The organism is Exiguobacterium sp. K1, from assembly GCF_033721435.1.
Taxonomy (GTDB): Bacteria; Bacillota; Bacilli; order Exiguobacteriales; family Exiguobacteriaceae; genus Exiguobacterium_A; species Exiguobacterium_A artemiae.
The window spans coordinates 388,804-414,762 of the sequence record NZ_JAOTIT010000002.1 but is presented as its reverse complement, the minus strand read 5'-3'; the positions used below and the strand labels follow the sequence as shown (position 1 = coordinate 414,762).

At 49.3% G+C, this 25,959-nt stretch carries 29 protein-coding genes; 14 read left to right on the top strand and 15 right to left on the bottom strand.

What is annotated here, in order from left to right; genetic code table 11:
• The first annotated feature begins 86 nt into the window (after positions 1 to 86).
• Together N7U64_RS07365 and wrbA are read left to right on the top strand one after the other, a co-directional pair.
• Positions 87 to 1,121, top strand: a complete 1,035-nt coding sequence (locus N7U64_RS07365) for a DUF2332 domain-containing protein (RefSeq protein WP_318929093.1) — start codon at positions 87 to 89, stop codon at positions 1,119 to 1,121.
• 106 nt (positions 1,122 to 1,227) lie between these two features.
• Positions 1,228 to 1,830 carry an NAD(P)H:quinone oxidoreductase gene (wrbA, locus tag N7U64_RS07360; protein WP_318929092.1) on the top strand — a complete coding sequence of 201 codons (603 nt, stop codon included), beginning with the start codon at positions 1,228 to 1,230 and terminating at the stop codon, positions 1,828 to 1,830.
• 44 nt (positions 1,831 to 1,874) lie between these two features.
• Here wrbA and N7U64_RS07355 read toward each other — a convergent pair whose 3' ends face one another.
• Complete coding sequence (locus N7U64_RS07355) at positions 1,875 to 4,313, bottom strand: ATP-binding protein (RefSeq protein WP_318929091.1); 2,439 nt, start codon at positions 4,311 to 4,313, stop codon at positions 1,875 to 1,877.
• Between the two features lie 214 nt (positions 4,314 to 4,527).
• Here N7U64_RS07355 and N7U64_RS07350 point away from each other — a divergent pair, with 214 nt between their 5' ends.
• The gene (locus N7U64_RS07350) at positions 4,528 to 4,701 is read left to right on the top strand and encodes a hypothetical protein (protein ID WP_290828498.1); all 174 of its coding nucleotides are present in this window, start codon (positions 4,528 to 4,530) and stop codon (positions 4,699 to 4,701) included.
• Positions 4,702 to 4,753: 52 nt separating this feature from the next.
• Here the strand turns inward: N7U64_RS07350 and N7U64_RS07345 are convergent, their stop codons facing one another.
• Positions 4,754 to 5,767, bottom strand: coding sequence for a zinc-binding alcohol dehydrogenase family protein (locus N7U64_RS07345; protein ID WP_290828575.1), 1,014 nt, complete (start codon positions 5,765 to 5,767; stop codon positions 4,754 to 4,756).
• Positions 5,768 to 5,946: 179 nt separating this feature from the next.
• Here N7U64_RS07345 and N7U64_RS07340 point away from each other — a divergent pair, with 179 nt between their 5' ends.
• The gene (locus tag N7U64_RS07340; RefSeq protein ID WP_318929090.1) at positions 5,947 to 6,384 is read left to right on the top strand and encodes a hypothetical protein; all 438 of its coding nucleotides are present in this window, start codon (positions 5,947 to 5,949) and stop codon (positions 6,382 to 6,384) included.
• Between the two features lie 173 nt (positions 6,385 to 6,557).
• Here the strand turns inward: N7U64_RS07340 and N7U64_RS07335 are convergent, their stop codons facing one another.
• From N7U64_RS07335 to N7U64_RS07320, 4 genes are all read right to left on the bottom strand, one after another.
• Positions 6,558 to 7,055, bottom strand: a complete 498-nt coding sequence (locus tag N7U64_RS07335) for a PCYCGC motif-containing (lipo)protein (protein ID WP_318929088.1) — start codon at positions 7,053 to 7,055, stop codon at positions 6,558 to 6,560.
• A gap of 93 nt (positions 7,056 to 7,148) precedes the next feature.
• On the bottom strand, positions 7,149 to 8,066 hold the full coding sequence (locus N7U64_RS07330; RefSeq protein WP_318929087.1) for a metal ABC transporter substrate-binding protein: 918 nt from the start codon (positions 8,064 to 8,066) through the stop codon (positions 7,149 to 7,151).
• Complete coding sequence (locus N7U64_RS07325; protein ID WP_413230425.1) at positions 8,063 to 8,923, bottom strand: iron chelate uptake ABC transporter family permease subunit; 861 nt, start codon at positions 8,921 to 8,923, stop codon at positions 8,063 to 8,065. The genes N7U64_RS07330 and N7U64_RS07325 overlap by 4 nt, the downstream gene beginning before the upstream one ends.
• Positions 8,920 to 9,663: a metal ABC transporter ATP-binding protein gene (locus N7U64_RS07320; protein ID WP_318929085.1), complete on the bottom strand. Its 744-nt coding sequence runs from the start codon at positions 9,661 to 9,663 to the stop codon at positions 8,920 to 8,922. Before N7U64_RS07320 ends, N7U64_RS07325 begins: the two co-directional genes overlap by 4 nt.
• 234 nt (positions 9,664 to 9,897) lie before the next feature.
• Here N7U64_RS07320 and mgtE point away from each other — a divergent pair, with 234 nt between their 5' ends.
• On the top strand, positions 9,898 to 11,250 hold the full coding sequence (gene mgtE / locus N7U64_RS07315; protein ID WP_012371611.1) for a magnesium transporter: 1,353 nt from the start codon (positions 9,898 to 9,900) through the stop codon (positions 11,248 to 11,250).
• A gap of 87 nt (positions 11,251 to 11,337) precedes the next feature.
• Here mgtE and N7U64_RS07310 read toward each other — a convergent pair whose 3' ends face one another.
• The 4 genes from N7U64_RS07310 to N7U64_RS07295 all read right to left on the bottom strand — a co-directional run bounded on the left by N7U64_RS07310 (position 11,338) and on the right by N7U64_RS07295 (position 14,823).
• Entirely contained in the window at positions 11,338 to 11,970 is a 633-nt protein-coding gene (locus N7U64_RS07310; RefSeq protein WP_012371610.1) for a hypothetical protein, read from the bottom strand.
• Positions 11,971 to 11,984: 14 nt separating this feature from the next.
• Positions 11,985 to 12,311, bottom strand: coding sequence for a potassium channel family protein (locus N7U64_RS07305; RefSeq protein WP_290828485.1), 327 nt, complete (start codon positions 12,309 to 12,311; stop codon positions 11,985 to 11,987).
• Positions 12,308 to 13,891 carry a diguanylate cyclase domain-containing protein gene (locus N7U64_RS07300; protein ID WP_318929082.1) on the bottom strand — a complete coding sequence of 528 codons (1,584 nt, stop codon included), beginning with the start codon at positions 13,889 to 13,891 and terminating at the stop codon, positions 12,308 to 12,310. Before N7U64_RS07300 ends, N7U64_RS07305 begins: the two co-directional genes overlap by 4 nt.
• Before the next feature lie 92 nt (positions 13,892 to 13,983).
• A complete protein-coding gene (locus N7U64_RS07295) occupies positions 13,984 to 14,823 on the bottom strand; it encodes an SDR family NAD(P)-dependent oxidoreductase (protein ID WP_318929081.1) in 840 nt (279 codons plus the stop codon).
• 131 nt (positions 14,824 to 14,954) lie between these two features.
• Here N7U64_RS07295 and N7U64_RS07290 point away from each other — a divergent pair, with 131 nt between their 5' ends.
• Genes N7U64_RS07290 through N7U64_RS07280 form a run of 3 tightly spaced genes read left to right on the top strand, consistent with a single transcriptional unit; the run spans position 14,955 to position 17,214 of the window.
• The gene (locus tag N7U64_RS07290) at positions 14,955 to 15,716 is read left to right on the top strand and encodes a DeoR/GlpR family DNA-binding transcription regulator (protein ID WP_318929080.1); all 762 of its coding nucleotides are present in this window, start codon (positions 14,955 to 14,957) and stop codon (positions 15,714 to 15,716) included.
• Positions 15,713 to 16,753, top strand: coding sequence for a Gfo/Idh/MocA family oxidoreductase (locus N7U64_RS07285; RefSeq protein WP_318929079.1), 1,041 nt, complete (start codon positions 15,713 to 15,715; stop codon positions 16,751 to 16,753). The genes N7U64_RS07290 and N7U64_RS07285 overlap by 4 nt, the downstream gene beginning before the upstream one ends.
• On the top strand, positions 16,750 to 17,214 hold the full coding sequence (locus N7U64_RS07280) for a heme-degrading domain-containing protein (RefSeq protein ID WP_318929078.1): 465 nt from the start codon (positions 16,750 to 16,752) through the stop codon (positions 17,212 to 17,214). The genes N7U64_RS07285 and N7U64_RS07280 overlap by 4 nt, the downstream gene beginning before the upstream one ends.
• A 251-nt stretch (positions 17,215 to 17,465) precedes the next feature.
• Here N7U64_RS07280 and N7U64_RS07275 read toward each other — a convergent pair whose 3' ends face one another.
• The 4 genes from N7U64_RS07275 to N7U64_RS07260 form a co-directional block, all read right to left on the bottom strand.
• The gene (locus tag N7U64_RS07275) at positions 17,466 to 17,945 is read right to left on the bottom strand and encodes a DMT family transporter (protein ID WP_012371603.1); all 480 of its coding nucleotides are present in this window, start codon (positions 17,943 to 17,945) and stop codon (positions 17,466 to 17,468) included.
• 15 nt (positions 17,946 to 17,960) lie between these two features.
• Positions 17,961 to 18,389 carry a DMT family transporter gene (locus tag N7U64_RS07270; protein ID WP_188004808.1) on the bottom strand — a complete coding sequence of 143 codons (429 nt, stop codon included), beginning with the start codon at positions 18,387 to 18,389 and terminating at the stop codon, positions 17,961 to 17,963.
• Between the two features lie 70 nt (positions 18,390 to 18,459).
• Positions 18,460 to 18,777: an ArsR/SmtB family transcription factor gene (locus tag N7U64_RS07265; protein WP_012371601.1), complete on the bottom strand. Its 318-nt coding sequence runs from the start codon at positions 18,775 to 18,777 to the stop codon at positions 18,460 to 18,462.
• A 36-nt stretch (positions 18,778 to 18,813) separates the two neighbouring features.
• On the bottom strand, positions 18,814 to 19,263 hold the full coding sequence (locus tag N7U64_RS07260) for a GNAT family N-acetyltransferase (RefSeq protein ID WP_012371600.1): 450 nt from the start codon (positions 19,261 to 19,263) through the stop codon (positions 18,814 to 18,816).
• A 170-nt stretch (positions 19,264 to 19,433) separates the two neighbouring features.
• Between N7U64_RS07260 and rpoE the strand changes: the two genes are divergently transcribed.
• Together rpoE and N7U64_RS07250 are read left to right on the top strand one after the other, a co-directional pair.
• Positions 19,434 to 19,958 (top strand): DNA-directed RNA polymerase subunit delta, encoded by a 525-nt coding sequence (gene rpoE, locus N7U64_RS07255; protein WP_012371599.1) that lies wholly within the window; start codon positions 19,434 to 19,436, stop codon positions 19,956 to 19,958.
• Between the two features lie 254 nt (positions 19,959 to 20,212).
• The gene (locus tag N7U64_RS07250) at positions 20,213 to 21,808 is read left to right on the top strand and encodes a CTP synthase (RefSeq protein WP_290828470.1); all 1,596 of its coding nucleotides are present in this window, start codon (positions 20,213 to 20,215) and stop codon (positions 21,806 to 21,808) included.
• Between the two features lie 79 nt (positions 21,809 to 21,887).
• Here N7U64_RS07250 and N7U64_RS07245 read toward each other — a convergent pair whose 3' ends face one another.
• Complete coding sequence (locus N7U64_RS07245; RefSeq protein ID WP_318929074.1) at positions 21,888 to 22,397, bottom strand: DUF2529 family protein; 510 nt, start codon at positions 22,395 to 22,397, stop codon at positions 21,888 to 21,890.
• A gap of 93 nt (positions 22,398 to 22,490) precedes the next feature.
• Between N7U64_RS07245 and N7U64_RS07240 the strand changes: the two genes are divergently transcribed.
• The 4 genes from N7U64_RS07240 to murA all read left to right on the top strand — a co-directional run bounded on the left by N7U64_RS07240 (position 22,491) and on the right by murA (position 25,939).
• Positions 22,491 to 22,865, top strand: coding sequence for a response regulator (locus tag N7U64_RS07240; protein ID WP_214765439.1), 375 nt, complete (start codon positions 22,491 to 22,493; stop codon positions 22,863 to 22,865).
• A gap of 132 nt (positions 22,866 to 22,997) precedes the next feature.
• Positions 22,998 to 23,852, top strand: coding sequence for a class II fructose-1,6-bisphosphate aldolase (gene fba / locus N7U64_RS07235; protein ID WP_012371595.1), 855 nt, complete (start codon positions 22,998 to 23,000; stop codon positions 23,850 to 23,852).
• 164 nt (positions 23,853 to 24,016) lie between these two features.
• Positions 24,017 to 24,664, top strand: coding sequence for a fructose-6-phosphate aldolase (gene fsa / locus N7U64_RS07230; RefSeq protein WP_012371594.1), 648 nt, complete (start codon positions 24,017 to 24,019; stop codon positions 24,662 to 24,664).
• A 27-nt stretch (positions 24,665 to 24,691) separates the two neighbouring features.
• Positions 24,692 to 25,939, top strand: a complete 1,248-nt coding sequence (murA, locus tag N7U64_RS07225; RefSeq protein WP_318929068.1) for a UDP-N-acetylglucosamine 1-carboxyvinyltransferase — start codon at positions 24,692 to 24,694, stop codon at positions 25,937 to 25,939.
• Positions 25,940 to 25,959 lie beyond the last annotated feature (20 nt).

The following is a 25,959-nucleotide window of genomic DNA, read 5'->3' as shown; positions in this document are numbered from 1 at the left end:
CAGGCGGAAGAGTTTTTTGATGGCGAAAACAGGTTCTTGGAATAATTTAGGGAATATAACAGGGAACGTAAAAGGGGGAATCATCAATGACAGAAACAGAACTCGCCGAACGCTTTCGGACCTTTGCCGAGCGGGAGTGCCGCGATTCAAGTCCGTTATACGAATACCTATCACTCGAAATTGCCAAGGATCCGGGAATCCTCGATCTATGCCGGCATGCCCGTGACGGTCAGCCGGTGCCGAACCTCCTGTTTGGAGCCGTCCATTACCTGTTGCTCAAAGGCATCGATCATCCGCTTGCCGCTTATTATCCGAGCGTGTCGAAACAGCCGAAGCCGTTTCATGATGCGTTTGCCTATTTTAAGTCATTTTGTACGACATATGAAGCCGAGTTGATTCCGCTCCTTGCGCAACGTCTCGTCCAAACGAATGAAGTCCGGCGTTGCACCTATCTGTATCCGGTCTTCAGCCAGATTCATGAGCAGACACAGCAACCGCTTGCGTTGCTTGAAATCGGGACGAGTGCCGGATTGCAACTGCTGTTTGATCAATACGGTTATGAATACGAGAACGGGGAGACGGTCGGAAATTCGGCATCACGTCTTCAGCTGACATCGGTCATCGAGGGGAACGACACACCGGTCATCCCGCAGACACCGCCACCGGTTACGATGCGGACGGGACTTGATCTGAACATCGTCGACTTAAACGATGCAGACGAACAGTTGTGGCTGAAAGCATTGATCTGGACGGAACACCGGGAGCGGCTCGCGATGTTCGAGGCGGCAGCCGGTTATGTTGAAGAATTACCGTTGAAGCTGGTCGAAGGGGACGGAGTCCGCCTGTTGCCGCACTATGCAGCCGAAACACCGGACGACAGCATTCTCTGTATCTTTCATACGCATGTCGCGAATCAGATGCCGCTTGCGGTCAAAAAAGAACTGTTGCACGTCGTCGGGGAAATCGGCCGGACACGGAATCTTTACCATGTGTATAACAACGTCCAGGACCGGTATTTGCATCTCGATGCCTACATCGACGGTGTGTTGACCGAGCAGACGATTGCCGAGACGGACGGACACGGTCGCTGGTTCAAATGGTTAGTTACGCAAGAGGTATAATTTTTTCTTGAATTCAAGATAAAAAGCGTTACTTTATCCAAAAAACGGGAAAAGACGACATGTACATCCATCGTCCGTCACTGTTTTCGAAAAAAGGAGCGAAGTCATGTCTAATGTGAAACTGGCTGTCATCTATTACAGTTCGACCGGAACCAATCATCAACTCGCCACGTGGGCGAAAGAAGCAGGGGAAGCGGCCGGCGCTGAAGTGCGTCTTGCGAAAATCAAGGAGACGGCACCGGCAGAAGCGATTGCCTCGAATCCACTCTGGCAAAAACATACCGATGTGACACGCGACGTCGAGGAAGCGACACCGGATCTGCTCGACTGGGCGGACGCGATCATCTTCAGTGTTCCTACCCGTTACGGACACGTCCCGGGACAATTCCAACAGTTCCTCGATACGACAGGCGGTCTTTGGGGACAGGGGAAACTTGTCAATAAAGTCGTCAGTGCCATGTCGTCGGCACAAAATCCGCACGGCGGACAGGAAGCAACCGTCCTTGCCGTCTATACATCGATGTTCCACTGGGGTGCGATCGTCGCAGCTCCGGGCTATTCGGATCCTGTCCTGTTCGCAGCAGGCGGAAACCCGTACGGCACAACCGTCACTGTTGATCAGGACGGAAACATGGTTGAGTCGGTCGAACCGGCCGTTCGTCATCAGGCGAAACGGACCGTCGACATCGCAAGCCGGATTAAAGGATAAGCAAAAACCGCACCATTCCGAAAAGGAATTGGTGCGGTTTGTTGTTATAACGGTGGAGTCGGATTGAGCGGTAAGTCGACCGTAAACGTCGAACCTTGTCCTTCGATTGATTCGACATGAATCTCCCCGTCGTGGGCACGGGCGATTTCGCGGCAAATTGATAATCCGAGTCCGGTTCCGCCGATTTGACGGGTATCGGAATTGTCGACACGATAGAATTTCTGGAACAGTTCACTCATCGCTGATGACGGAATTCCGATGCCGTAATCGGTCAAGGCGACCGTGACACGGTTATTGTGTTCGGTTATGCGGATTTCAATCGGCCCCCCGTCCGGCGAATACTTGATGGCATTGTTGACCAAGTTTCCGAACAGTTGACGGATTTTTTTCGAGTCCCCGTTAACGATTTGGACCTTTTCCTCGGAGAAGATCCGGATGTCATGCGACGAAGAGGACAGACTGTGCAACTGCTTTAAGTCCTTCATCATCGCCAGTAAATCAAACGGCTCGAACGTATACTCCTGTCGATTTGCTTCCATCCGTTGAAGATCGAGGAAGTCGTTGATTAACAGCGACAGCCGTTCGGTTTCCGAATGGACGGCGGCCAGATATTTCTTTTGACGGTGTGGCGGCAAGTCCCGTTGAATCATCAGTTCCGTAAAGCCGTAGATGGAAGACAACGGAGTCCGTAATTCATGTGAAATCGTCGAGACAAGTTCGTTTTTGATCCGGTCGATTTCGACTTCATTGGTTACGTCACGCAGGACAAGCAAAATCCCGCGGAATTTTCCGCCGTAGTGAATTTCTTCCGAATACGTTTTGATAAAACGTTTTTCCTGATTAATCGAGAAAGTGATGCCTTCGCCGGTTTTATGTTCGACGAATATTTGACGTAAATACAGTTCGAACTCCTGCAGTTGATCGACCTGATATTTTAAGTGAGTAATGGAATCGTTGATTTCGATCAGCCACTCGGCTTTCGAATCCGTTGCTGACGGATGGTCGAACAAATCAAGTAACGGACGGTTGATCAATTGAATCGGTCCTTCCGGTTCAATGTAGACAATCGATTCACGGATTGAATTCAACAGACGTGCCGTTTTTTCGCGTTCCCGTCCAATCTCATCAAACGTCCGCATCCGGAGTAACGACAAGGCGAGTTGACGTGCAAAGGCAGCAAGCTCTTCTTGTTCCTGCGGATCAAACGGATGGTGGAGACGCATCAGATAGATGTAAGCAATAATCTCATCAGTGCTGGCATCAAGAACCGGTGTGACGGCAATCGCGCGTTGGGCAAACTGAGCGATGTGCGGGACTTTATCCTTCCGTGCTCTGCGGATAACAGATTCGATGGTGGCGATCAGATCATCCTGTTCCTGTTCCGTCAGACCGTAGGAAATGATATTCGTCACGGTCGTGCCTTCCTTGAAGATCAAGGAACCGTTCGTTGAATCGGTAATCTCGACCATCTTTTCGATGACCGCCGGATAAGCGGTTACCGTGTCACGGGAAGCAAGCGTTTCCGTCAGCTGATTCCGGATTTTCAAGTGGGCTTCGTTCCGTAAAGTGAGCCGCAAGGCCTGTTCCAAATTATCATTCGACGACATCAATCGGTGTTTATTGTCAGTCAGGGCCGTCGCCATTTGATGGAACGATTTACTGAGCTCACCGATTTCATCGGTCCGATTCATTGGAATCAACGTCGCGGTATGTTGTCCTTGCGCAAGCAATTTACTTTCTTTGCTGAGGAGTTGAATTTGACGTGTCGTCCGTGCGATGAACGGTCGAATGATCAACAGGATGACGAGGAACAGGACCAACAGATTGATGAGCCAGATCCATTCTGCGTATTTCGTTTGTTTGATCAGTTTCTCTTTCGCCATTTCTTCCTTCGCCTGCAGACTCGTCCGGTAACTGGTGAAGACACTTTCCATCGTATTGACACTTTTGCGCATCGTTTCACTGTTCGATGCATTCATCTTGAATTTCCGGTTCGGATCCCGCTTGATCTGCGGCATCATCGATTTTAAACTCTGCATCTGTAAAAACGTTTCATCGACAGTGCCGTCCTGTTTGGCTTTGACGTATTTAATGAGGCTCGGCATGACGAATGTCGTGTAAGACGTATAGAGGGAGCGGACATCCGACGCATAAATCTGATCGGCTTTATATTTTCCGTTTTTCTCGAACCATTCGGTTTGCTGTTCAAGAGATGATTTTTTTTCATTAATGGTTTCAAGAACGGCGTCATCACCGAAGACGATATATCCGCGCATTTCATATTGTAAGGATTGCCAATCGTCCCATAAGGACGTCGCCCGTTCCTGCCGTTCACTGATCGCATCGAGACTTGTCTTGGCGCTCATCACCTGATGATTCGTATAAAAGTAAGCGGCAATCGAAGACACTGATAACGTGATCAGGATAAGGTAAAAAGCAGACATGATTTGCCGGCTGATTTTTTGATTGAACCATTTTTTCATATAATTATGGATGCCCCTTTACGTCAGCTTTCCTTGTGAAGAAATAGATGTAACTACTATACCTATTTCTTACCGTAATCGTACATTTTTTAGACTCAGAAAAATAGTCTTATTAGAAAATTATCTTAAATACAAGAAATTCATACCAGAAAAACTGCAGGTTGGGTAAGAAGTAAGAAGGAATGGTATTTTCAAACAAAAGGAGGAGAAGAAGATGAACTATCGATTTTTAGCGGTGTTGTTTGCGGCGGATGCTGCCGTCCTCATTATCGGAGGGATGTTACTGCGTGATACATTTGCCTATGCCCCGATTATCGGCTGGGCGGGAGGACTCCTGTCCTTGTTTGCCGCCATCGCCTTTTCGATGAGACGTCAAAAAAACAGATAATCGAAAAACAGGACGTTCTTCTCAAAAAGAGACGAACTTCCTGTTAGTTGAATCAATGCTGTTCGACAACGATTTTACCGATTGTTTTGCCACTTTCGACGAGACGATGGGCTTCTTTTAAATTCTCTGCGTTCAGACCGATCAGCGTTTGAGTGACCGTCGTCTCAAGCGTTTCCTCATCGATCCAGGTCGCGACTTGCGTCAGAATTTCATGTTGCCGGATCATGTCCGGTGTCTGGAACAGGGAGCGGGTAAACATGAATTCCCAAGCGAATGTGGCACTCTTTTGTTGCAACGCGCTGAGATTGAGGGCTTGGTCCGTCTCGACGATGCTGCAGATTTTCCCTTGCGGAGCGATGACGTCGACCATTGCATCGAAATGCTGGTCGGTCGCGTTCAGACAAAAAATGTAGTCGACGTACGAATAACCGAGTTGCTCCAGTTGTTCACGGAAATCATTGTGGTGATTGATCGTATGATGCGCCCCGTGTGCTTTTGCCCAGTCAATCGTTTCCGGACGGGAAGCCGTTCCGATGACGGTCAGACCGGCATGGTTCGCCAGTTGCGTCGCGATGGATCCGACTCCGCCGGCTGCACCGATGATCAAAATCGTTTTCTCGAGATTTGATTTGGCATCGAACGTCAATTGCAGGCGGTCCGTCATCGCTTCGTATGCCGTCAAGGCAGTCAAGGGAAGCGCCGCTGATTCACTGAACGTCAAACGTTCCGGTTTTTTTGCAACAATCCGTTCATCGACGAGTTGGAAGGCACTGTTGGAACCGGGGCGGTTGATGGCACCGGCGTAGTAAACTTCATCCCCGACGGAGAAGAGGGACGCGTGATCCCCGACTTCGACGACAATCCCGGCGGCATCGTAACCGATGACTTTCGGTTCTGTTTCATCCGCGCCCTTAGCCCGGACTTTCGTATCGACCGGATTAACGGAAACCGCTTTAATTTCAACTAATAGATCATGTCCTAGTGCGACGGGACGTTCCAGTTCAAGATCAATCAGACTGTCGGCTTCCGTAATCGGTAAGTGTTTGTGGAATCCAATGGCTTTCATCTGTGGCATGGCAAATCATCCTTTCGGGAGTAAGTATCTTTGGAACTTTTCCACGCGTCGGGCGAAACGAAACCCGTCTGAAATTAGAAAACCGGTTTCCTTCCTGTGAGGTCCGTCTATTGAATTGGAAATTTGTAGTAAAATATATACGGTAGATCTCATTAAAGGAGTCGAACTGTATGCATGATGTCATTTCTTTTCCGGCTGCCCCGACACAATCGATCATTGAACAGTATTTAGTCCATGCCCATCCGTACCCGCGCTCGTATCAACCGGCAAAGCTGATTGCGCTTCGGCGGGAACGTGGAGTCATGAACCGTCTGTACCGGACGGAACGGGAACTGATTCTCCAGCCGGGCGAATCGATTGCTCCGCAAGTGCAACGTCTGTCGCTTGAACAACAACAGCGTTTGCTTGGCTATATCGAAGCGCGGCAAAACAGTTTCGGATTTGCAGAAGCCGAGACATACAAGTTTTATCTGCTGGAAGTCGCTTATGAATTACGTCATCTTCCGCGTACGAGTCAGCCGCTTCGGGCACATACGTATTATCAGCTGGAGGAATTGCTGTCCGGCAAACCCTTTGTTCTCCATGCGACGGCTCGCCGGCGACGGTAAGTTTTCCTTTTCAAAAGAGGATGACGCAAAAAAGAATCACTCGTTTTTTCACGCCCTTTCTTGTAGGAGGCGCGTGAAGCGAGTGATTCTTTTTTTTCGGAAGAAGGGTGGTAGAATTGTACGCTGTTCCCATTATCTTTGGAGACTGATTACTGAGTCAGCCGATGTTTGATTTAGAGGGCCGGAGTCGGAGTCGGTTTGGCACCCGTCTTCGCATAGGCCGCATCAATGTCAGAGCGGATTTTTTTGACCGGCGTACCTTGTTGGAAAGCGACGATTGATTGGGCGGCGATATCAAGACACGTTCCGCACGTAATCCCGTGTGTCGTCCAAGTCGTTTTTCCGTCTGCTGTTTGATCGGCAATGAAGCAATCATAGTTACTCGTGTGTCCGGCGGATTCCCCGCATCCGCAATAACACGGCATCTTTTCCAAAAGGTCCTGATGTTTGGCGACAGACAGGTAAATCGTTTGAATCGAAGAATCCGTTTCTTTTAGGAACGCCGGTGCAACGCCTGGCGACGTCGTCTGTTCCAACTGATCGGCACTTGTGTGCGTCTCATGGGCCTCATGATTAGCATGCGAGTCGGTCTTTTGTTCCGTCTGTCCGCAGGCACCGAGGGCAAGCGTCGCCGACAGTGTCATGATCATCCATCCGGGTTTTTTAGGCATCTTCATTCCTCCATCACTCATTGATTCTTTCCTTAGTATACGGTGGAAGAATCCACGAAGGGAAAGACAGGGATGGCGATTCGATGACAGTTCTTATCGCGTTAATTGTTGTTCGATCGTATCAAAGTTCGCTTCCATCATCGTCAAGTACGTTGAACCGTCTTTTCCTTTTGCGCCGAGAGAATCGGTGTAGAGGGTTCCACCGATCGGAACACCGGTTTCGCGGGAGACGGTCTCCATACTGCGCCGGTCGACACTCGTTTCGACGAACAGCACCGGAATGTCCCGTTGCTTGATCAAATCAACGATCCGCCGGACTTGATCGGGCGTCCCTTGATTATCGGAATTAATTTCCCAAATGTAGTCGGCTTTAAAGTCGTAGGCGTCGCTAAAGTATTTAAAGGCGCCTTCACTTGTGAGCAGATGGCGCTTGGCGTCCGGAATCGCAGCAAACCGTTTCTTCGCTTTTGTGTCGAGCGTCTTCAATTCTTTGATATAAGCCGAAGCATTTTTCTCATAATCGGCTTTATTTGCCGGATCTTCTTTAATTAATCCAGCTTTGACGTTTTCAACGTATTGAATACCGTTGCTGAGGTCAAGCCAGGCATGAGGGTCAGTTTCCTGTTCTTTTCCGGCGGCCGTCAAATACTTTGGTTCGACGCCTTTACTTAAGGCGTAGACCGGAGCATCCTTGCCGTCCTTATTTGTACTGGAGCGGAGTTTATTAAACCAGGAACCGCCGGCTTCAAGATTCAGACCGTTGTAAAAGACGACATCAGCGTCCGCCATCTTCCGGACATCGGTCGGCAACGGATCGTATTCGTGCGGATTTTTGCCGACCTTGACCATGCTGTGGACGTCGACATGTTCACCGCCGACGACACGGGTCATATCTTCTAAAATCGAATAGGTCGTAACGACTTGCAGTTTTCCGTCGTCGGCAGAATCGGGAGCACAGCCGGTCAGTAAAACAGCGAGACCGGTTAAAGGGATTAATCGTTTGAACATCATGTCGTCAGCTCCTTTTTGGCAGATTTCCATTTTCGCAGTAATCCGTGGCGCGGTGAGAAAATGAACACCAGCGCAAACAAAGCGGTCGCGACCAGGACGATCGAGGCGCCGGATGAAAGATTATAGGTAAAGCTGAAGTATAAACCGATGACGGAAGAAATCGTTCCGAGACCGGCAGACAGGAAAATCATCCGTGACAACCGGTTCGTCAACAGGTAGGCGGTTGCAGCCGGAGTAATCAGCATGGCGACGACGAGAATGATACCGACTGTCTGGAGAGATGCGACCGTGACGAGGGTCAGCATCGTCATCAGCAGGTAATGGATCAATCGTGTCGACAGACCGTAAGCAGCAGCCATCGTCGGATCAAATGACGTCACGAGCAGTTCTTTGTAGAATAGGAAAATTGCAGTGAGCACAAGCAGACCGATGGCAAGCGTCATCCACATATCGCTCGGACGGACGGCGAGGACGTTTCCGAACAGGATATGATAGAGATCACTGCTGCTGCGTAAAAAAGAAATCAGGATGATACCGAGTGCGAAGGCTGACGTAAATAAAATGCCAATCGCCGTATCATTTTTAATCCGGCTGTTTTGACTGACAAAGCCGATGCCAAGCGCTGTCAACAGACCGGTCGCGACAGCACCGATGAAGAAATTGATTCCGAGCAGATACGAGATGGCGACACCGGGCAGGACTGCATGGGAGATGGCGTCACCCATCAGCGACATCCCGCGTAAAATGATGAAACAACCGATGACCCCGCAGATGATGCCGACCATGACGGATGTCACGAGGGCTTTCTGGAGAAAATCGTATTCAGTCAGGGCGTGGATGAAATCGATGATCGTCATGACGAAACCTCCACTTTCTGCAGGAAGGCAAGCGGATTGCCGTAAGCTGCTTCGATGAGATCAGCATGCAGGACGTCTTGTGGCGGACCGACCGAAATGATCCGTCGATTGAGAAGCAGCAACGTGTCGAAATAGTCGGCTGCTTTACTTAAATCGTGGTGGACGACGAGGATCGTCTTGCCTTCATCGCGCAACACTCGCAATAAATCGATGATGACTCCTTCACTGCCGGCATCCACCCCGACAAACGGTTCGTCGAGTAATAACAGGTCGGCTTCCTGCGCTAAGGCGCGAGCCAAAAAGACACGTTGTTGTTGACCGCCGGACAGTTCACCGATTTGACGGTCGGCGTAATCAAGCATTCCGACCCGGTCGAGACAGGCGCGCGCCCGCATCCGGTGGTGTTTCTTCGGACGCTTGAACAAACCGAGCTGCGGATAACAGCCGATCAGGACAGCATTGATGACCCGAATCGGAAAATCCCAGTCAATCGCACTGCGTTGGGGAACGTAAGCAACCTGTGTCCGCGCCTGTTTCGCGGATTGACCAAGCAGACGGATTGAAGTCGCTTCTGCCGGAATCAATCCCATGATAGCTTTGATGAAAGTCGATTTGCCGGCACCATTCGGACCGATGATTCCAATGAGTTGACCGGATGTCAAGCGGACGGACAGACGTTCAAGTGCAGTCGTCTCGAAATAGGAGACGGATAATTGGTCGACTTCTACTGCATGTAGCATAAAAAAACTCCTTTCCGGTTCATGAACTTTGATTAGGTAATGAATGTTTCCTTAGAGCAACAAAAAGTGTAAAAAAAGAGTTTGTTTATTGTCAGTTATTATTCTTTAGACTAATAATGTTTCCTTAAGGCAAATTTTAAGGTGCGACGAAAGAAATGTCAACTGCTTTCATCAATCGCTCTTTTTGAAAGCATCGTGCTAAGATGGGAGAGGAGAAAAAGTGGGGGTGAGAGGATGAGTCAGCCGGAGGAACAGCAGTGGAAGTTGCTGTTACTGGAAGCATTGGTGAAAGAACGACGGGAAGAAGCACAGCAGGTAATCGAAGAAGTCTATCCATACGACTTAGCGAACTGGTATGGTGAACTCGGAAAAACGGAACAGGAACGGCTCCTCCGTTACCTAGATCATGAACGGTTGGCCGACGTCATTGAGGAACTGGAGATCGATGAGCAGCTTGAGGTCATACGGCGTTTAGATGTCGATCACGCGGGACACGTCATGGATTTAATGGAAAATGATGATGTGGCAGACATCCTGGAAGAACTGCCGGACGATGAAGTCGATCGTTTATTATCCGGCATGCGTCCGGATGAGGCACTTGTCGTCCGCAACTTATTGACGTATCCGGCCGAGACGGCAGGACGCCTGATGACGAACCGGTTCATTTGGGTGACGGATGAGTCGACGGTTGGCGAAACGATTGAAAAGATGCGCGATTACATCGAATACTCGGAGACGATCAATTACGTTTATGTCGTCAATCAACTGAGTCAGCTCGTAGGTGTCATTTCCTACCGTGATTTAATCCTCGCAAGTAACGACGAACGGATTGCGGACGTCATGGACCGGAAAGTCATCAGCGTCTCGTCCGAGACCGATCAGGAAGACGTCGCGAAGATGTTTGAACGCTACGATCTGGTCTCGTTACCGGTCGTCGAAGGGGATGTCCTCGTCGGATTGATTACGGTCGATGATGCCCTTGACGTCTTACGGGAAGAAGCAAATGAAGACATCGAAAAGTTATCGGCGTCCGGGAAATCGATTGATTTTGATACGAAACCGTGGGTGGCCGCAACCCGGCGTCTGCCGTGGTTAATTTTGTTATTATTTATCGGACTCGTGTCCGGATCGATTATCAGTCAGTTTGAAGAAACGTTATCCAAAGTGGTCGCGTTGGCATTTTTCATGCCGATGATTGCCGGAATGACGGGAAATACCGGAACGCAGTCGCTGGCTGTCGTAGTCCGTGGTCTGATTACGCGTGAAGTCGACAAACGGGTCGTCACGCGGCTGATCATTCGGGAATTACGGGTCGGTCTGATCATTGGTGTGACGTGTGGGATTTTGATTGCCATCATCGCCTACGTCTGGCAGGGGGATCCGATTCTTGGTCTCGTCGTCGGCAGTTCACTGATCATTACATTGATTTTTGGAACATTAGCCGGAACGATTATTCCATTGATCCTGCACCGTCTGAATATCGACCCGGCCATCGCATCCGGCCCGCTCATCACGACGCTGAACGATATCCTGTCGCTGCTCGTCTATTTCGGGATTGCGACGGCCTTCATCAGCCGTTTGATGTAACACAAAAAAGTATCGTTCTGCCGAATCTGTCGATATCCGGTAAAACGATACTTTTTTTGACTTTCATTTAGAAAAGAAGTTCTCGGTTCAGCGGATCCAGACGGCAAGTGGTCCAATATCATCGAAGCCGGCTTCAAGTGCCGTGATCAATTGATCGCCATACTCATAGCCGACGAGAGGCTGTCCCGGGAAGTGAGCCGAACTGAGCCGGATGATATCATCCCAGAGTCGTTCATCGAGATAATCGGACGTCAAATGCGACAGTCCGGTCGTTTGACCGTTGGAATAGGCGATAAATCCGGTCTGCTGCGCATCCGAAAAGAACAGCCGGACATCGGTTCGTTCGAACAACGTATCCGGCAAGTCGTGCGTCTCGATGAAGGCGAAGAAACGTGCTGCTTCCTCGGAAGTCGTCACGACAGTCCAGTCTGGCGGGAGCGCACGCCGGTCGAGAATCGGCGGACGGACAATCCATTCCGCCGTGAACAGGTGTGTCAGACCGGCAAGTGAAAAATCATAGCTGGCGGTGCAATCCTTGATACTGTTGACACCGGTCAGATCGAGTTGCTGTTGATGCGCCCGGACCATCATTTCCGGATAGAGCGGCGGGACGTCGCCGGTCGCTTTCCAGTGATCCTCTGTTTCCGTGACGGTACATCCGTTCAGCTCGCAAATCAGACGACACCAGTCGAAGTTATTTTGAATGGCTGCTTGCCGCATGAAGGCATCTCCTTTCAGTCTTCCTGTTCCTTAATCAAGACATAGGCGAGTGTAGCAATCAATGTAAGGAACAAACCGCATCCGATCGTAATATAGGCCATCGTGAAGACTTTGCCGAGTGTCGTGACGGGAGCGAACGTCGGATGCCCGACCGTGCTCAGCGTCGTGATACAGAAATACAGCGCGTCGACGATGGTTAAGTTTTCTTGCGTGCTGTAAAAAATCGTTCCGGACAGCAGGGTCAACAGACACAGCATCAAGAGACCACGGAAGTAGGATAACTGAAAAGCATGGCGTAACCCTTTAAATAATCGTGAAAAAATCGCAAGCATGGAAATCATCGTGTGCCTCCTTCGGACGGTCGTTGAATCGAGTCGAGTGTATCATGAATCCGGTATCCGTTTTTACCATTGTATTTGATGTGATACATGGCCTGATCGGCATGATGAATCAATGTATCCAAGCTGATGCAGTGATCGGGTGAATAACTCAGTCCAATGCTCGTTCGAATCTCGATCAACTCTTCTGCGAGTATAAACGGATTGTCCTGGAAGGTCTCTAAGAGCGAAGCTGCGAACTGGTGCAACTGGTCCGGTGTCTGATTCGGCAACAGTAAAAAGAATTCATCGCCGCCGACCCGGGCAGCGAAACCGGGCGGCTTAACGGTCCGTTCAAGCAGCTGAGCCAAGTGAATCAAAAAAGCATCGCCGATTTGATGACCGTACGTATCGTTGATGCTTTTAAAGCCGTCGAGGTCAACGACGACGACCGTGACACTGTCCTGCTCGAGAATGGCTTGCCCGGCTCGTTCGTAAAAGTTACGCCGGTTGGGGATTTTCGTTAACGGGTCATGATAGGCGAAAAAGCGGATCGTCTGCTCGGCTTCCTTAAAGGACTGGATATCCCGAATCAGCAACATCCCGTGTAACTCCTGTTCGATGAAGACAAAGTCGGCGTCCATGACGACATACCGTTCCTGTTGTTCGAGCGTCAGGACCTTTGTTTCGTATTCGTTGAATTTACGTTGAGAAGCAAAGTGGACCTCATAATGCTGAAGCCAACCCTGTTGTTTTTTCTCCGGCAGGTAGTCGGCGAACGGCTGACCGGACAGTTTGTGTTCTTTCAACAATGTATGAGCCGCGGGATTCGCACTCTCGATTCGGCCGTGACGGTCGAGCAACAGAATCGCCGAAGGATTCAGATTGTACAGCGTCGCAAACCGTTTCTGGTAAGAGGCGAGATAATCAAACCGGCGCATGGCGATCGTCAGAGCACCGGCCCAAAACAGTCCGCCGTACATATAGGCGTAGGGCGGCATGACACCGTAGAACGAGTTGTATCCGAAGACGATATCCCAGACGAGAACAAGGAGCGCAACACTCAACAGGACATTGATGATTCCCCGGCGCGCATCCCGCAACTGGGTCCGTGCATAAAACAGTAAACCGATCACGAGAAGGTGGAAGACGTTCCCGACAGTCATCGTGATTAAGTACGAGGCATTGAACTCCGGATAGATGAAGGCGCCGATCCGTTCAAATTGCTGACTGTTGATGACGTTCGTCTGAAAGGTATACGTAATCAGAACGATGATCATTGGTACATAAAAGATGCCCGGGTAAAGGAGCCGCGGCATCTTTTTCCACAGATTCGAGACACGGAAGATAAAGTGGAGCGATGTACTGAAGACGAGTAGTCCGGCATTCCCAAACCAATACGTCACGAAAGCTGGACTCATCGAGACGGGCGCAGCGTTTCGGAAAAATTCACCGAGAAACAACATTCCGTAGGCGAAAGTAAAAAGACTCAGCAGCCGGTGTTGCGAACGTTTTGGATTGCGTAACAGGATATCGACGGCCATATAGAACATGATGAACGTCGGAATCAAATAGACGGCCGTATACAAAAATAAGGGAGTCATGAAAAACCGTCCTTCTGAATGAATTTAAAGTGTTTCTTTCATTATAGAAAGAAGAAAAGGACGAATCTGATATGTTTTGAACAAAAGGGGAATCAGTCTAAATTTAGTGTCAGTTGCCGGGTTTTGAGTGTCCCGACGAGACCGGACGGATCGTTTGCCGTTTTATGGGCGACGAAGGCTTCGTCTTCCGGAGCTGTCCGGACACGCAACGGCTTCTCATCGGCATGGACGAGTTCAAAGATCAACTCGGCGATCGTTTCCGGCGACTGGCGCTCGGCGTGCCGGACGCGGTACGTCCGTAAATAACTTTCGATGATCGGTTTGAAATCATCTTCGTGCAATCCGCCTGTCTGCTCGAGACGGTCGAGGACGCTTGCTGTGAAGTTCGTCTCGACGGCAGCCGGTTCGATCAACGTGACATCGATCGAGAAAAACGGTTTGTAATAAGTAGCTAAGCTTTCGAACAGTCCTTCAAGCGCAAACTTGCTGGCACAATAGATTTCGTTCATCGGCTGACCGACCAGTCCGCTGATGCTCGAGGTGGCTAATAAATGACTGCCGTTCGGAGCGGCTTTCAAAAGCGGCAGACAACATTCAATCGTCCGCATGACACCAAACACGTTGATATCAAACAGCTGAGTGATTTCATAACTCGTCGCTTGTCCGAGTGCGCGTAACAAGCCTTGTCCGGCGTTGCAGAATAAAGTATTCAAATGACCAACTTCTTGCTCAATGACGGAGACGGCCTGTTTTAAACTCATCAGGTCCGTGACATCGACTTCAAGGAAATGCAAATGCGGTAAGGCGGCTTGTTGAAGTGCCGGAGTCAGTTCACGGGTTCCGGCATATACCGTCCATCCTTCTTCAGCAAAACGTGTCGCCGTCGCGAGACCGATCCCGGACGAAGCACCGGTGATGAAAATCGTACGCATGCGTCATTCCTCCTCTTGAATTCCAGGCTATACCATTCTTTACCCGAATTTAGCGAAGTTATTTTAAGTAAAAATTGCATCATGTAATGTAAAAACTTAAAATGAAGAAAAAGAGCAGGAGGAAAAGGAAGATGGCTCAACAGAATCGACTTCAACAAATGCGTGAATGGATCAAGACGACACCTGAAATTTCACTTGATCAGCTGATGGAAGAGTACCGGATTTCCAGGGACACAGCCCGGCGTGATTTGATTCAGCTCGAGCGGGAAGGGAAAATCATCCGGGTCAAAAACGGTTTGATCCGTGTCGGGACAAATACGACCGTTCAGTATGACCGGCGGACCGAACAGCCGGAAAAGAACCGGATTGCGAAACACGCCGTCCGGTACGTTCAGCCGGACCAAACAATCATCCTCGATGCAGCTTCGACGGTCGCCCGGATGACGGTTCATCTGCCGGCGCAACCAATCCAAATCATTACGAATGCACTAGCTGTCGTCGAACAACTGGAGGCCCGTCCGGAAATTGATTTGTATGTGACCGGAGGAAAATGGGACCGGCATGCACGCAGTTTAGTCGGGATTAAGACAGCGGATGATATTTTGAATTATCAGGTCGACCGTGTATTTCTTGGAGCGTGTGGACTGACGGAACAGGGGGTATTCGCGGAAAATCTGGAAGAAGCCATCGTGAAAAAGGCGATGATCCGTAGTAGCGCGGAAGTGATCGTACTGGCGGACCATACGAAGTTCGAGAAACGTTTTTTGCACAAAGTATGTGATCTGGATCAGATCGATGTCCTGATTACGGATGAACACCCGACCGAACAATGGCAAAAGTGGCTGCAAGAAGCCCATATCTTGCTCGAAACAGCAGAGGAGGAACAAACATGACGACGATTCAAACGACATTAGTCGGATTCGGATTTTCAGCCGTAACGTTTCACGCCCCATTGATTCAAGCGTTGCCCGAATATACGGTCCGGCAAGTCGTATCTAGCCAAGCCGATAAAGTGGCAGCTGTTTTCCCGGAAGCCGATGTGATTGAAACACTCGAAGAGGCCTTACAGGATGAACAGACGGAACTTGTCATCATTACGACACCGACAGCTTTACATTTTGAGATGGCGAAACAAGCCATCGAAGCTAAAAAACATGTCCTGCTCGAAAAACCGGCCGTCGTGACGATGGAAGAGGCAATCGAACTGCAACGTCTCGCAATGCAACACGGCGTCTCTGTCGCCGTCTATCAAAACCGCCGTTACGACGGTGATTTCCTGACGGTCGAACAGTTGGTCGAGATGAATGAAATCGGAGATTGGCAATTGTTCGAATCACGGTTTGATCGCTATCGTCCGGTTGTACGGGATCGCTGGCGGGAAAAAGCAGGACCGGGTTCCGGTATTTTATTTGACCTCGGTTCACACTTGATCGATCAGGCGCTCGCTTTGTTCGGGGAACCGGATGCAGTCGTCGGGGATGTTTTATCCCAGCGCGAAGGAGCGGAGACGGATGATGGATTCCACATTACGTTATTTTACGGAAAGCGTCGCGTCATCCTGCGGTCCAATTCCTTTATCCAAGGGGCAACGCCGCGGTTTGAATTGCATGCGACACGCGGAAGTTATCTCAAATACGGAATGGATCCGCAGGAAACGCGCCTTGCGTCCGGACAAACAATTGATGCCGCAATTGGTCAGGAGGAAGCCGTGAATTACGGATATCTGCAACTTGCGGATCATCCGGCAGAACGATTGGCGACACTTCCGGGGAATTACCTTGGTTTTTACAAAGCACTTGCTGAAGGTTTGAAGACGGGTGACGTGCCGGTCGATTTGACGGATGCACTCAAGACGATGCAAATCATCGAAGCCGTTCGTTTGAGCAGCGAGAAGGGACGGAAGATTTTCCGGAAGGAGTGGGAGCAATGAATCTGACGGAATTGTTGGTACAGGAAGAAACGCTGACGTTACGTCAGTTTACGAATCACGATGCCCTGCGTGCCGGACGATATGTCATCGACCGGGCAATCGAGGAGCAACTCAGCGTCGCCGTCGAGCTGAAACGGAACGGACAACGGCTGTTTTATGCGGCCCTCGACGGAACGGCACCGGATCAGGAAGAGTGGATCCGGCGGAAATCGAACGTCGTCCTCCGTCACGGACACAGCTCGCTCTACATGCGACTGTATAACGAAAGTAAAAACCGGTCCTACCACACGATGTATGCGGTCAATCCGGCCGACTATGCCGACGCCGGCGGATCGTTTCCGGTCCGGGTCGCGGGTGTCGGTGTCATCGGAACGATTACCGTATCGGGCTTATCGCAGGAAGCGGATCATCAGCTCGCGGTGGAAGCGCTGACGTATTTAAACGAAAGCAGGGCGGACTGAAAAGTGGATGTTATACAAATCAGGGGGTGACAGATTTCAAGTCTGTCACCCCCATGGGCGTGTTCAAAAGGAATCACTCTTTCATGCGACTCCTACAGGAAAAAGCGCAGGTTGTCTTGCGCTGTCAGAGACAGACAAGACCCACTTTCACGCCTCATTGAGGCGGAGAAGTTGGCTTGTGTCTCGCCTGAGGAAAGCGCGTGAAAGGAGTAGTGATTCCTTTTAGATCAGTCATGTTTTGGATATCATAATCAAGAAGCCATCGAGTCGGAAGCAGGCGCTTCGACCCGTCGTTTGTTCCCGCGGTAAATAAAGAACAAGGCGGCTAACATAAACAACAGACCGGCAAAACGTTTCAAATCAAACGCGACTTCGACGCCGCCGAATGTTCCGAAGTGGTCAAGCACCATTCCGGCGGACAACTGTCCGATGACGGTTGCGATACTGGCTGCCGTCACCCCGATTTTCGGGACGGAGAGAATGGTCAGAAACAGATAACTGACACCGAACCAGACGGCACTGAGCTGCCACCGGGGTGCATCAAGAATTAACAGGACATCTCCTTGTCCGAAAAAGAGGACGGCGAGTGCAAGCAGGAGCATGCCGGTGAAAAAAGTTAAAAATGTACTTTCCAGTGCGCCGGCTTTTTGACCGAAGGCACCGTTGATTGAAGACTGGGCACTGAGGAGAATTCCTCCGAGCAGTGTCATGCCGAGTAATGCGATATTCATCAAGTTTCCTCCTTCTTAGAAAATCAAAAATAGCGCGATGACCATCAGGCCGGATGCGATTAATTTGTCTTTGTTGATGGCAACGCGGGGACTTCCGAGCCATCCTTTATGTTCAATGACCATGCTGGCGATCATCTGACCGATGATGACGCTGATCATGGCGAGACCGACACCGACGAGCGGGATGCTGATGATCAGAATCGTCAAATAAATACTTCCGAGTAATCCGCCGAGCAACGTCCATTTCGGAGCTTTGAATGTATAGCCAAGCGAACCTTTTCCAAAGAAAAGGGTGATGATGCCGATGATGATCGTACCGGCAAAGAAATTATAAAAGCTGCTTTCGAGTTTACCGATACTGTTACCAAGCTCCCCGTAGATGGCGCCTTCAATACTGAGCGCAATCCCGGCAAGTAAAGCCAACAGGTAATAAATGAATTTCACAATCCGTTCCTTCTTTCTTTTCCGAATCTACATATCGAGAATTGTCGATATATGAACAAAGGAAAACCCCTTAGAGTTCTCCTTTTAGATACTCTGCCAACTCGTTAATCTTTTCTTCATTTCGACGGTAATACGTCCACTTGCCGTGACGTTCGGATTCGAGCAATCCGACTTTTTGTAACATCGCCAAGTACTGGGATACCGTGGATTGGGACAGGTTGGCCTTCTCCTGGATATCACCGACACAGACGCCTCCTTTTTCAGCGAGATTCGTTGACAAGTGAGCAGCCGGTTTGTTGAAATGAGTCTCTGGATCCTTGAGCCAGCGTAAGATGTCGAGACGGACTTCGTTCGACAACGCTTTAAAAAGATCTACTTGTTGTGTCATGCCATCAATCTAATCGATACTTTCCGATATGTCAATTCATCGGTTTGAGTCGGCAAAAGCGGTTTTATCCAAAGTGTGCGTGATTTTTTCACCGGAAACGAGTTGAAATCCGAGACCTTGATAAAACGGATCGGCCTGTTCGCTGTATAAGACGAGTCGGTCATACGTCAAAAAGGCTTCAGACATGATTTTTTCAAGCAATGCCGTCCCGATTCCATGTGACCGGGCTTCCGGCAAGACATAGACATGACGGATCCGGCCGGTTCGGGCTTGACCGGATTGTTTCATATATCCGCCGCACGCGAGGACTTGATTGGTTGTCGACAGGGCGACGAACATCGCTTCCCCGTCTTCTTGAAACGATTCCTCCCGACGGTTGCGTAACATTCGCTCGACGAGTTGGAATCCTTCCTGCGAACTTTTAGCGAGCAACGGAAGCCAGTTGTATCCATCAAAGTCGTTTACCCGTTCAATTGTCACATCCATCCGTGATTCCTCCTTCTTTTCTCTTGGATTATTCCTTTTTCAGGCCCCTCAAAAACCCAATTTTCTTTTTCGATGAATCTTTTTTTACGAGAGACTGGATTTTTAAAAGCCCTTTTGCGTATAATGAGAAGTAATGGATTGAACGCAAATGAAAGGAAGTGGCCGTCACAATGAGCCTCAGCCGTTTAAGTAAAGAAGAAATTACTGATCTTTCACTGATTAACTTCGTCAATGAAATGCTGCAAGAAGCGGGCGAACAGCCTATTACTTTCGATGACATCACAAAAGAAATCGAAAAATATCATACGTTTAAAAATGAAGAGGATAAGTTCGAGAAACTTGCCCAACTTTATACGGACATGAACATCGACGGAAACTTCGTTAACGTCGGAGCTAACCGTTGGTCGCTTCGTGCATGGTATCCGTTCGATAAATCGGACGAGGACTTGGTCATCGAAGCGCGTCAACGCGGTGAACTCGATGAGTTCGAAGAAGAGTTTAACTACGATGCAGAAGAAGATGAGTTCGAGACAATCGAAGATGATCTCGATACATTCGCGAAAACTGCTGATTATGATGCAGCAGATGACAGCGAAGAAGATACATTCAAAAAAGTTGCGGTCATTGATGACCTCGAAGACGATTTGGATGAAGAAGACCTCGAAGATTTCGAGGAAGATGACGAAGAAGTTTAACAACCGCAACCTGCCATTTTTGAACATGAAAATGGTAGTTTTTTCGTTGACGGCTGACACAGGTACGTGTGATTTTTGTCTTTAAAAAATCTGCTTGACGAAGTTTTCGGAATGACGTAAGTTAGTCATGGGCTTCTTTAAGCAACGTGCTTAATTTCAGCAAAAGTGTCTCCTGTGAATGGGGGCACTTTTGCTTTTTTATTTTTTAACGACCTCTGACAGATTTCTGGACTCGAGAAGGGAGCAATTTAATCATGACAAAGTATATTTTCGTAACCGGTGGGGTAGTATCTTCGCTCGGTAAAGGGATCACGGCAGCATCACTCGCTCGTCTCTTGAAAAACCGTGGCCTGAACGTCACGATCCAAAAATTCGACCCGTACATCAACATCGACCCGGGAACGATGAGCCCGTACCAGCACGGCGAAGTGTTCGTCACGGATGACGGTGCTGAAACGGACCTTGACCTTGGTCACTACGAACGGTTCATCGACATTAACCTTAGCCAAAATGCAAACGTGACATCCGGCCGGATCTACTCGACGGTTCTGAAAAAAGAACGTCGCGGGGATTACAACGGTGGAACGGTTCAGGTCATTCCGCACATCACGAATGAAATCAAAGACCGTGTCTTCCGTGCCGGAAAAGAAACGGGCGCAGATGTCGTCATAACAGAGATTGGTGGAACAGTAGGGGATATCGAATCGCTTCCGTTCATCGAAGCCATTCGTCAGGTGAAAAACGATATTGGGAAAGAAAACGTCATGTACGTTCACTGTACACTCGTTCCGTATCTTGCCGCTGCAGGCGAGCTGAAGACGAAACCGACACAACACAGTGTTAAAGAACTCCGCAGCTACGGAATTCAGCCGGATATCATCGTTCTTCGTGCAGAACATGATGTACCGCAAGAAATGAAAGATAAAATTGCCCTCTTCTGTGACACACGTCCGGAAGCGGTCATTGAAGCAAAAGATGCGTCGACACTTTACGAAGTGCCGCTTAATCTGCAACGTCAAGGCATGGACCAACTCGTCTGTGACTACTTCAAATTCGATACACCGGCTGCTGACATGACTGCTTGGAAGCAACTTGTCCACACAGTGACACACCTCGAGAAGAAAACGAAAATCGCTCTCGTCGGGAAATATGTCGAACTCCGTGATGCGTACATCTCGGTTGCAGAAGCTTTGAAACACGCCGGTTTTGCCTTTAACAGCGACATCGAAATCGACTGGATCAATGCAGAAGACGTCACGCGTGACAACGTTCAGGAATTACTCGGTTCAGCAAATGGAATCCTTGTCCCGGGCGGATTCGGAGAACGTGGAATCGAAGGGAAAATCGAAGCGACACGTTTTGCCCGTGAAAACAACGTCCCGTTCTTCGGAATTTGCCTCGGTATGCAACTGGCTACAGTTGAGTTCGCCCGTAACGTCTTGAATCTTGAAGGTGCCCACTCGGCGGAAATCGATCCGGCGACACCGTATCCGATCATCGACTTGCTGCCGGAACAAAAAGACATCGAAGACCTCGGCGGAACACTTCGTCTTGGTCTGTATCCGTGTAAGCTTGAAGACGGTACGAAAGCACATGCTGCGTACTCAAGCGAGCTTGTCTACGAACGTCACCGTCACCGTTATGAGTTCGGCAACGAATTCCGTGAGCAGTTCGAAGCGAACGGTATGGTCTTCTCAGGTACGAGCCCGGATGGCCGTCTTGTTGAAATCATCGAGATCCCGGAACACAAATGGTTCGTCGCTTGTCAGTTCCACCCGGAATTGATTTCGCGTCCGGAACGTCCGCAAGCCTTGTTCCATGACTTCATCCAGGCATCACTTGGTGAGTAAGAATTAAAGTGAACGACCAACAACCCTGTTTCCAAATCGGAGACAGGGTTGTTTAGTTTATTACTATAGAAGAAAAGCGTCATTCCCACTCTTCCGTCATCTCTTGTAACTGTGTCAAAATATGCGTCAACAGGAAGGCACCCAGTGCCAGACTCGGCAAACCGTGACGGGAACCGTCCTCAGCCGGAAGCAATCCTTTATCGAATTTCAGAGCGAGCGGTGCAATCGACCGTTCGAGTGTTTCCGTCACATCAGCAAGTGTGATGATTGAATAGGGCGTATGCCATGCATCATAGCGGGCAAGTGACGCGAGTAGATCGGACCGTTCCGTATCCGGTGTGAAAATCAACACCCGGTCGACGGCATGCAACGTTTTATGATCCTTAATTTTCGTGACACGCTTCATCTGGTCCGGACCGTCGGACAGCATCGGATACAGTCCTTCAAACTCGCCGTAGGCATCGAGATAGACTTTTCCTTGACCGACGAGTGCCTGCGCAAGCAGACGGACGACATCGAATAATTCGTCTTCCTGTTTTGTAAGCGTTTGTAGTTTTCCGTTGAATTGTGTCGCTAAAATTTTCAGCATTTCTAACATCCTTTCTAAATTTCTCTCACACACAGTATATAGCAAGTTTTGCTTTCATGTAGAATGGAAATAACTAGAGGAGGAGTGTGGGAGATGAAAGGAAGATTACTCATCGCGGAAGATGAACCGGGGATTCGGAATTTACTGGCACAATTGTTTCGGGCGCAAGGATATACGACCGATGTCGCCGTCGATGGTCTTGAGACGATTGAACGGCTCAAGGAGACGGAATACGATTTGTTATTGATGGATGTCAACATGCCGGGGCGGACCGGTCTTGAAGTCCTGCGTCATCAGGATGAGGTCGGACGACGGATCCGCACGATTCTGATGACCGCTTTAGACGAAAAAGAAGCGATGGATGAAGCGAAACGACTCGGTGTCGTTGCCTTCTTCGGCAAGCCGTTCGACATCTTTGAATTAAAAAAAGAAGTGACTGTGCAAATTTCGAACGATGTAAGCGGTTAATCCTTCACGTCGTCGTCACAATCCTAAATTCGGAGTGAAATGCTGTACGTTCCGGTGAATCAGTGTGTTATAATCAGTCTGAAAATGCACGTTTACGTGTAAGTAGCGATCAAAACAGAGGAGGATGTCATTATGCCATTAGTATCTATGACAGACATGTTAAACAAAGCTCTCGAAGGTAAGTACGCAGTAGGTCAATTCAACATCAACAACCTCGAGTGGACTCAAGCAGTACTCGGTGCGGCTCAAGAAGAGCAGTCACCAGTTATTCTTGGAGTATCTGAAGGTGCAGCACGTCACATGGGCGGATTCTACACTGTTGTTAAAATGGTAGAAGGTCTCGTTCACGACATGAAAGTAACAGTTCCTGTTGCAATCCACCTCGACCACGGTTCGAGCGTTGAAAAATGTAAAGAAGCGATCGACGCTGGATTTACATCTGTAATGATCGACGATTCACATAGCCCGATCGACACAAACATCGAAACAACAAAAGCTGTTGTTGAGTATGCGCATTCGAAAGGTGTTTCAGTAGAAGCGGAAGTTGGTACAGTTGGCGGACAAGAAGACGACGTCATCGGTGATGTCATGTACGCGAAACTTGACGACTGCGTTCGTATCGTCAAAGAAACTGGAATCGACACGCTTGCTCCTGCACTCGGTTCTGTTCACGGACCATACAAAGGTGAACCAAACCTTGGTTTCACTGAAATGGAAGAAATCCGTAACGCAACAAACCTTCCACTCGTTCTTCACGGTGGAACAGGAATCCCGACACACGATATCGAAAAAGCAATTTCGCTTGGTACTTCGAAAATCAACGTCAACACGGAAAACCAAATTTCGTTCGCGAAAGTGGTTCGTGAAGTCTTGGCTGAGAAACCAGAAGCATATGACCCACGCGTATTCATCGCACCAGGTCGCGAAGCAATCAAACAAACTGTCATCGGTAAGATGCGTGAGTTCGGTTCAAGCAACAAAGCTTAATTTTCCATGCCTAAAGCACGGTAGACACTCGTCTATCGTGCTTTTTTTCATCTAAATCAGCAGATTGTTTTGGAAAACGTTAGGACTTCTCACCGAAAAAATTTATAATGGAGGAGTAAGCGATTTCAAGGGATACTTTAAGGGATGAAAGGGGAAAGAGAGAGATGAGATTTTTTATCGACACAGCAAACGTAGAGGATATTAAAAAAGCACATAAAATGGGGATTTTAGATGGGGTTACGACAAACCCGTCACTCGTCGCAAAAGAAGGCGTCGATTTCCATACACGACTGCGCGAAATCTGTGAGATCGTCGGAGACGTCTCAGTCAGCGCTGAAGTCATTGCCCTCGATGCAGAAGGAATGATTCGCGAAGGGAAGGAACTTGCTCAGATTGCACCGAACATTACGGTAAAGGTTCCGATGACACCGGCAGGACTTGAGGCTGTTGCAGCACTTTCAAAAGAAAACATCACGACGAACGTCACGTTGATCTTCAATCCGAACCAGGCCTTGCTTGCGGCACGTGCCGGCGCGACATACGTATCGCCGTTCCTCGGTCGTCTGGATGATATCGGGCAAGACGGAATGGGGCTTGTCGAAACGATTGCCCAAATCTTCGTCATTCATGATATTCCGACACAAATCATCGCGGCTTCTGTTCGTAATCCGGTTCACGTCACGAATGCGGCGCTCGCTGGAGCAGACATTGCGACGATTCCGCTTAATGTCATTGAATCACTGACGCAACACCCGTTAACGACGCAGGGAATCGAACGTTTCCTGGCTGACTGGGAAAAAGCGCAGCAATAACAGATTGTAGAGAAAGGTTGATGGAATGTGGACATTTTGCATATCGTAGGACAACAACGTCTTGAAGGAACCGTCATGATCAGTGGATCGAAACAGAGTGCGATTCCGTGTCTCGCGGCAGCACTGCTGACCAATCAACAGGTCATTCTTGAGGGGGTACCGGACATTGGCGATGTCGCGACGATGATCCAAATCATTGAGATGCTTGGAGCCGTCGTAACACGTCAAGGCGATATGGTGACGATTGACCCGAGTCATGTCGAACCGATGCCGCTCACAGGGACGGATACACGGAAATTACGTGGATCCATTTACCTGATGAGTGTTCTCGCGGCGCGATTCAAACAGGGGGTCGTCGGTCTGCCCGGTGGTTATGCCATCGGTCCTCGACCGATTGATTTACACATCAAGGCACTGGAACGACTTGGTGTCGAGATGCGAAATGAACAAGGGGTTTACTACATGAACGTCGAAGAGTTGAAGGGAAACCGGATTTATCTGGACCTTCCTTCATTCGGTGCGACCATCAGTGCCTTGCTGGTCGCTGTCATGGCGGAAGGAACGACGGTCATTGAAAATGCAGCGTGTGATCCGGAAGTCATCGACGTGAGTACGATGTTGACGAACATGGGTGCGAGTGTCAAAGGTGCAGGGACCGATGAGATTCGAATCAAAGGTGTCAAGACGCTTCAAGGATGCCGTCATACGTTAATTCCGGACCGGATGGAAGCAGGGACGTTCCTGGCAATGGGAGCCGTCCTCGGCCGCGTGACGGTTGATAACGTCATTCCGTTACATCTTGAAAGCATCATTCAAAAGTTGGAACGGTTCGGGGCTAAAATCGAGTTAGCGGATGATTCGGTCACAGCGTCCATCGATATGGCGAAACCGATTGATATTCGTGTCTTTCATTACGGAGGATTTCCGAGTGATCTGCAACCGGTCATTTCGGCTGTACTGTTGAAACCGAAAGGCGCAAGTGTCGTCGTCGACAAGCTGTATCCGCAACGTTTCCGGCATGTCCAGGAAATGCGGCGCCTGAATGCACGGATTACCCACGAAGACGCTTCAATCATCATCCGCGGCGGTGAAGCATTGCGCGGCACTGAAATTGAAGCCCATGATCCACGTGGTGCCGCGGCACTCGTGTTAAGTGGAATGCTTGCTTCCGGTGAAACATTATTACACCATGCAGAAGTACTTGATCAAAGCTACGAACGGTTTGACGAGAAGTTAAAAGAACTCGGCGCTCTTGTTTGGCGCGAAACGGTTTAAGGTTTTCAGTTAGGGAGAGG

Bases quoted from the DNA above. Each gene is read 5' to 3' on its own strand.
- N7U64_RS07365 (WP_318929093.1), top strand. From the start codon at position 87: ATGACAGAAACAGAACTCGCCGAACGCTTTCGGACCTTTGCCGAGCGG.
- wrbA (WP_318929092.1), top strand. From the start codon at position 1,228: ATGTCTAATGTGAAACTGGCTGTCATCTATTACAGTTCGACCGGAACC.
- N7U64_RS07355 (WP_318929091.1), bottom strand. From the start codon at position 4,313: ATGAAAAAATGGTTCAATCAAAAAATCAGCCGGCAAATCATGTCTGCT.
- N7U64_RS07350 (WP_290828498.1), top strand. From the start codon at position 4,528: ATGAACTATCGATTTTTAGCGGTGTTGTTTGCGGCGGATGCTGCCGTC.
- N7U64_RS07345 (WP_290828575.1), bottom strand. From the start codon at position 5,767: ATGAAAGCCATTGGATTCCACAAACACTTACCGATTACGGAAGCCGAC.
- N7U64_RS07340 (WP_318929090.1), top strand. From the start codon at position 5,947: ATGCATGATGTCATTTCTTTTCCGGCTGCCCCGACACAATCGATCATT.
- N7U64_RS07335 (WP_318929088.1), bottom strand. From the start codon at position 7,055: ATGCCTAAAAAACCCGGATGGATGATCATGACACTGTCGGCGACGCTT.
- N7U64_RS07330 (WP_318929087.1), bottom strand. From the start codon at position 8,066: ATGATGTTCAAACGATTAATCCCTTTAACCGGTCTCGCTGTTTTACTG.
- N7U64_RS07325 (WP_413230425.1), bottom strand. From the start codon at position 8,923: ATGACGATCATCGATTTCATCCACGCCCTGACTGAATACGATTTTCTC.
- N7U64_RS07320 (WP_318929085.1), bottom strand. From the start codon at position 9,663: ATGCTACATGCAGTAGAAGTCGACCAATTATCCGTCTCCTATTTCGAG.
- mgtE (WP_012371611.1), top strand. From the start codon at position 9,898: ATGAGTCAGCCGGAGGAACAGCAGTGGAAGTTGCTGTTACTGGAAGCA.
- N7U64_RS07310 (WP_012371610.1), bottom strand. From the start codon at position 11,970: ATGCGGCAAGCAGCCATTCAAAATAACTTCGACTGGTGTCGTCTGATT.
- N7U64_RS07305 (WP_290828485.1), bottom strand. From the start codon at position 12,311: ATGATTTCCATGCTTGCGATTTTTTCACGATTATTTAAAGGGTTACGC.
- N7U64_RS07300 (WP_318929082.1), bottom strand. From the start codon at position 13,891: ATGACTCCCTTATTTTTGTATACGGCCGTCTATTTGATTCCGACGTTC.
- N7U64_RS07295 (WP_318929081.1), bottom strand. From the start codon at position 14,823: ATGCGTACGATTTTCATCACCGGTGCTTCGTCCGGGATCGGTCTCGCG.
- N7U64_RS07290 (WP_318929080.1), top strand. From the start codon at position 14,955: ATGGCTCAACAGAATCGACTTCAACAAATGCGTGAATGGATCAAGACG.
- N7U64_RS07285 (WP_318929079.1), top strand. From the start codon at position 15,713: ATGACGACGATTCAAACGACATTAGTCGGATTCGGATTTTCAGCCGTA.
- N7U64_RS07280 (WP_318929078.1), top strand. From the start codon at position 16,750: ATGAATCTGACGGAATTGTTGGTACAGGAAGAAACGCTGACGTTACGT.
- N7U64_RS07275 (WP_012371603.1), bottom strand. From the start codon at position 17,945: ATGAATATCGCATTACTCGGCATGACACTGCTCGGAGGAATTCTCCTC.
- N7U64_RS07265 (WP_012371601.1), bottom strand. From the start codon at position 18,777: ATGACACAACAAGTAGATCTTTTTAAAGCGTTGTCGAACGAAGTCCGT.
- N7U64_RS07260 (WP_012371600.1), bottom strand. From the start codon at position 19,263: ATGGATGTGACAATTGAACGGGTAAACGACTTTGATGGATACAACTGG.
- rpoE (WP_012371599.1), top strand. From the start codon at position 19,434: ATGAGCCTCAGCCGTTTAAGTAAAGAAGAAATTACTGATCTTTCACTG.
- N7U64_RS07250 (WP_290828470.1), top strand. From the start codon at position 20,213: ATGACAAAGTATATTTTCGTAACCGGTGGGGTAGTATCTTCGCTCGGT.
- N7U64_RS07245 (WP_318929074.1), bottom strand. From the start codon at position 22,397: ATGCTGAAAATTTTAGCGACACAATTCAACGGAAAACTACAAACGCTT.
- N7U64_RS07240 (WP_214765439.1), top strand. From the start codon at position 22,491: ATGAAAGGAAGATTACTCATCGCGGAAGATGAACCGGGGATTCGGAAT.
- fba (WP_012371595.1), top strand. From the start codon at position 22,998: ATGCCATTAGTATCTATGACAGACATGTTAAACAAAGCTCTCGAAGGT.
- fsa (WP_012371594.1), top strand. From the start codon at position 24,017: ATGAGATTTTTTATCGACACAGCAAACGTAGAGGATATTAAAAAAGCA.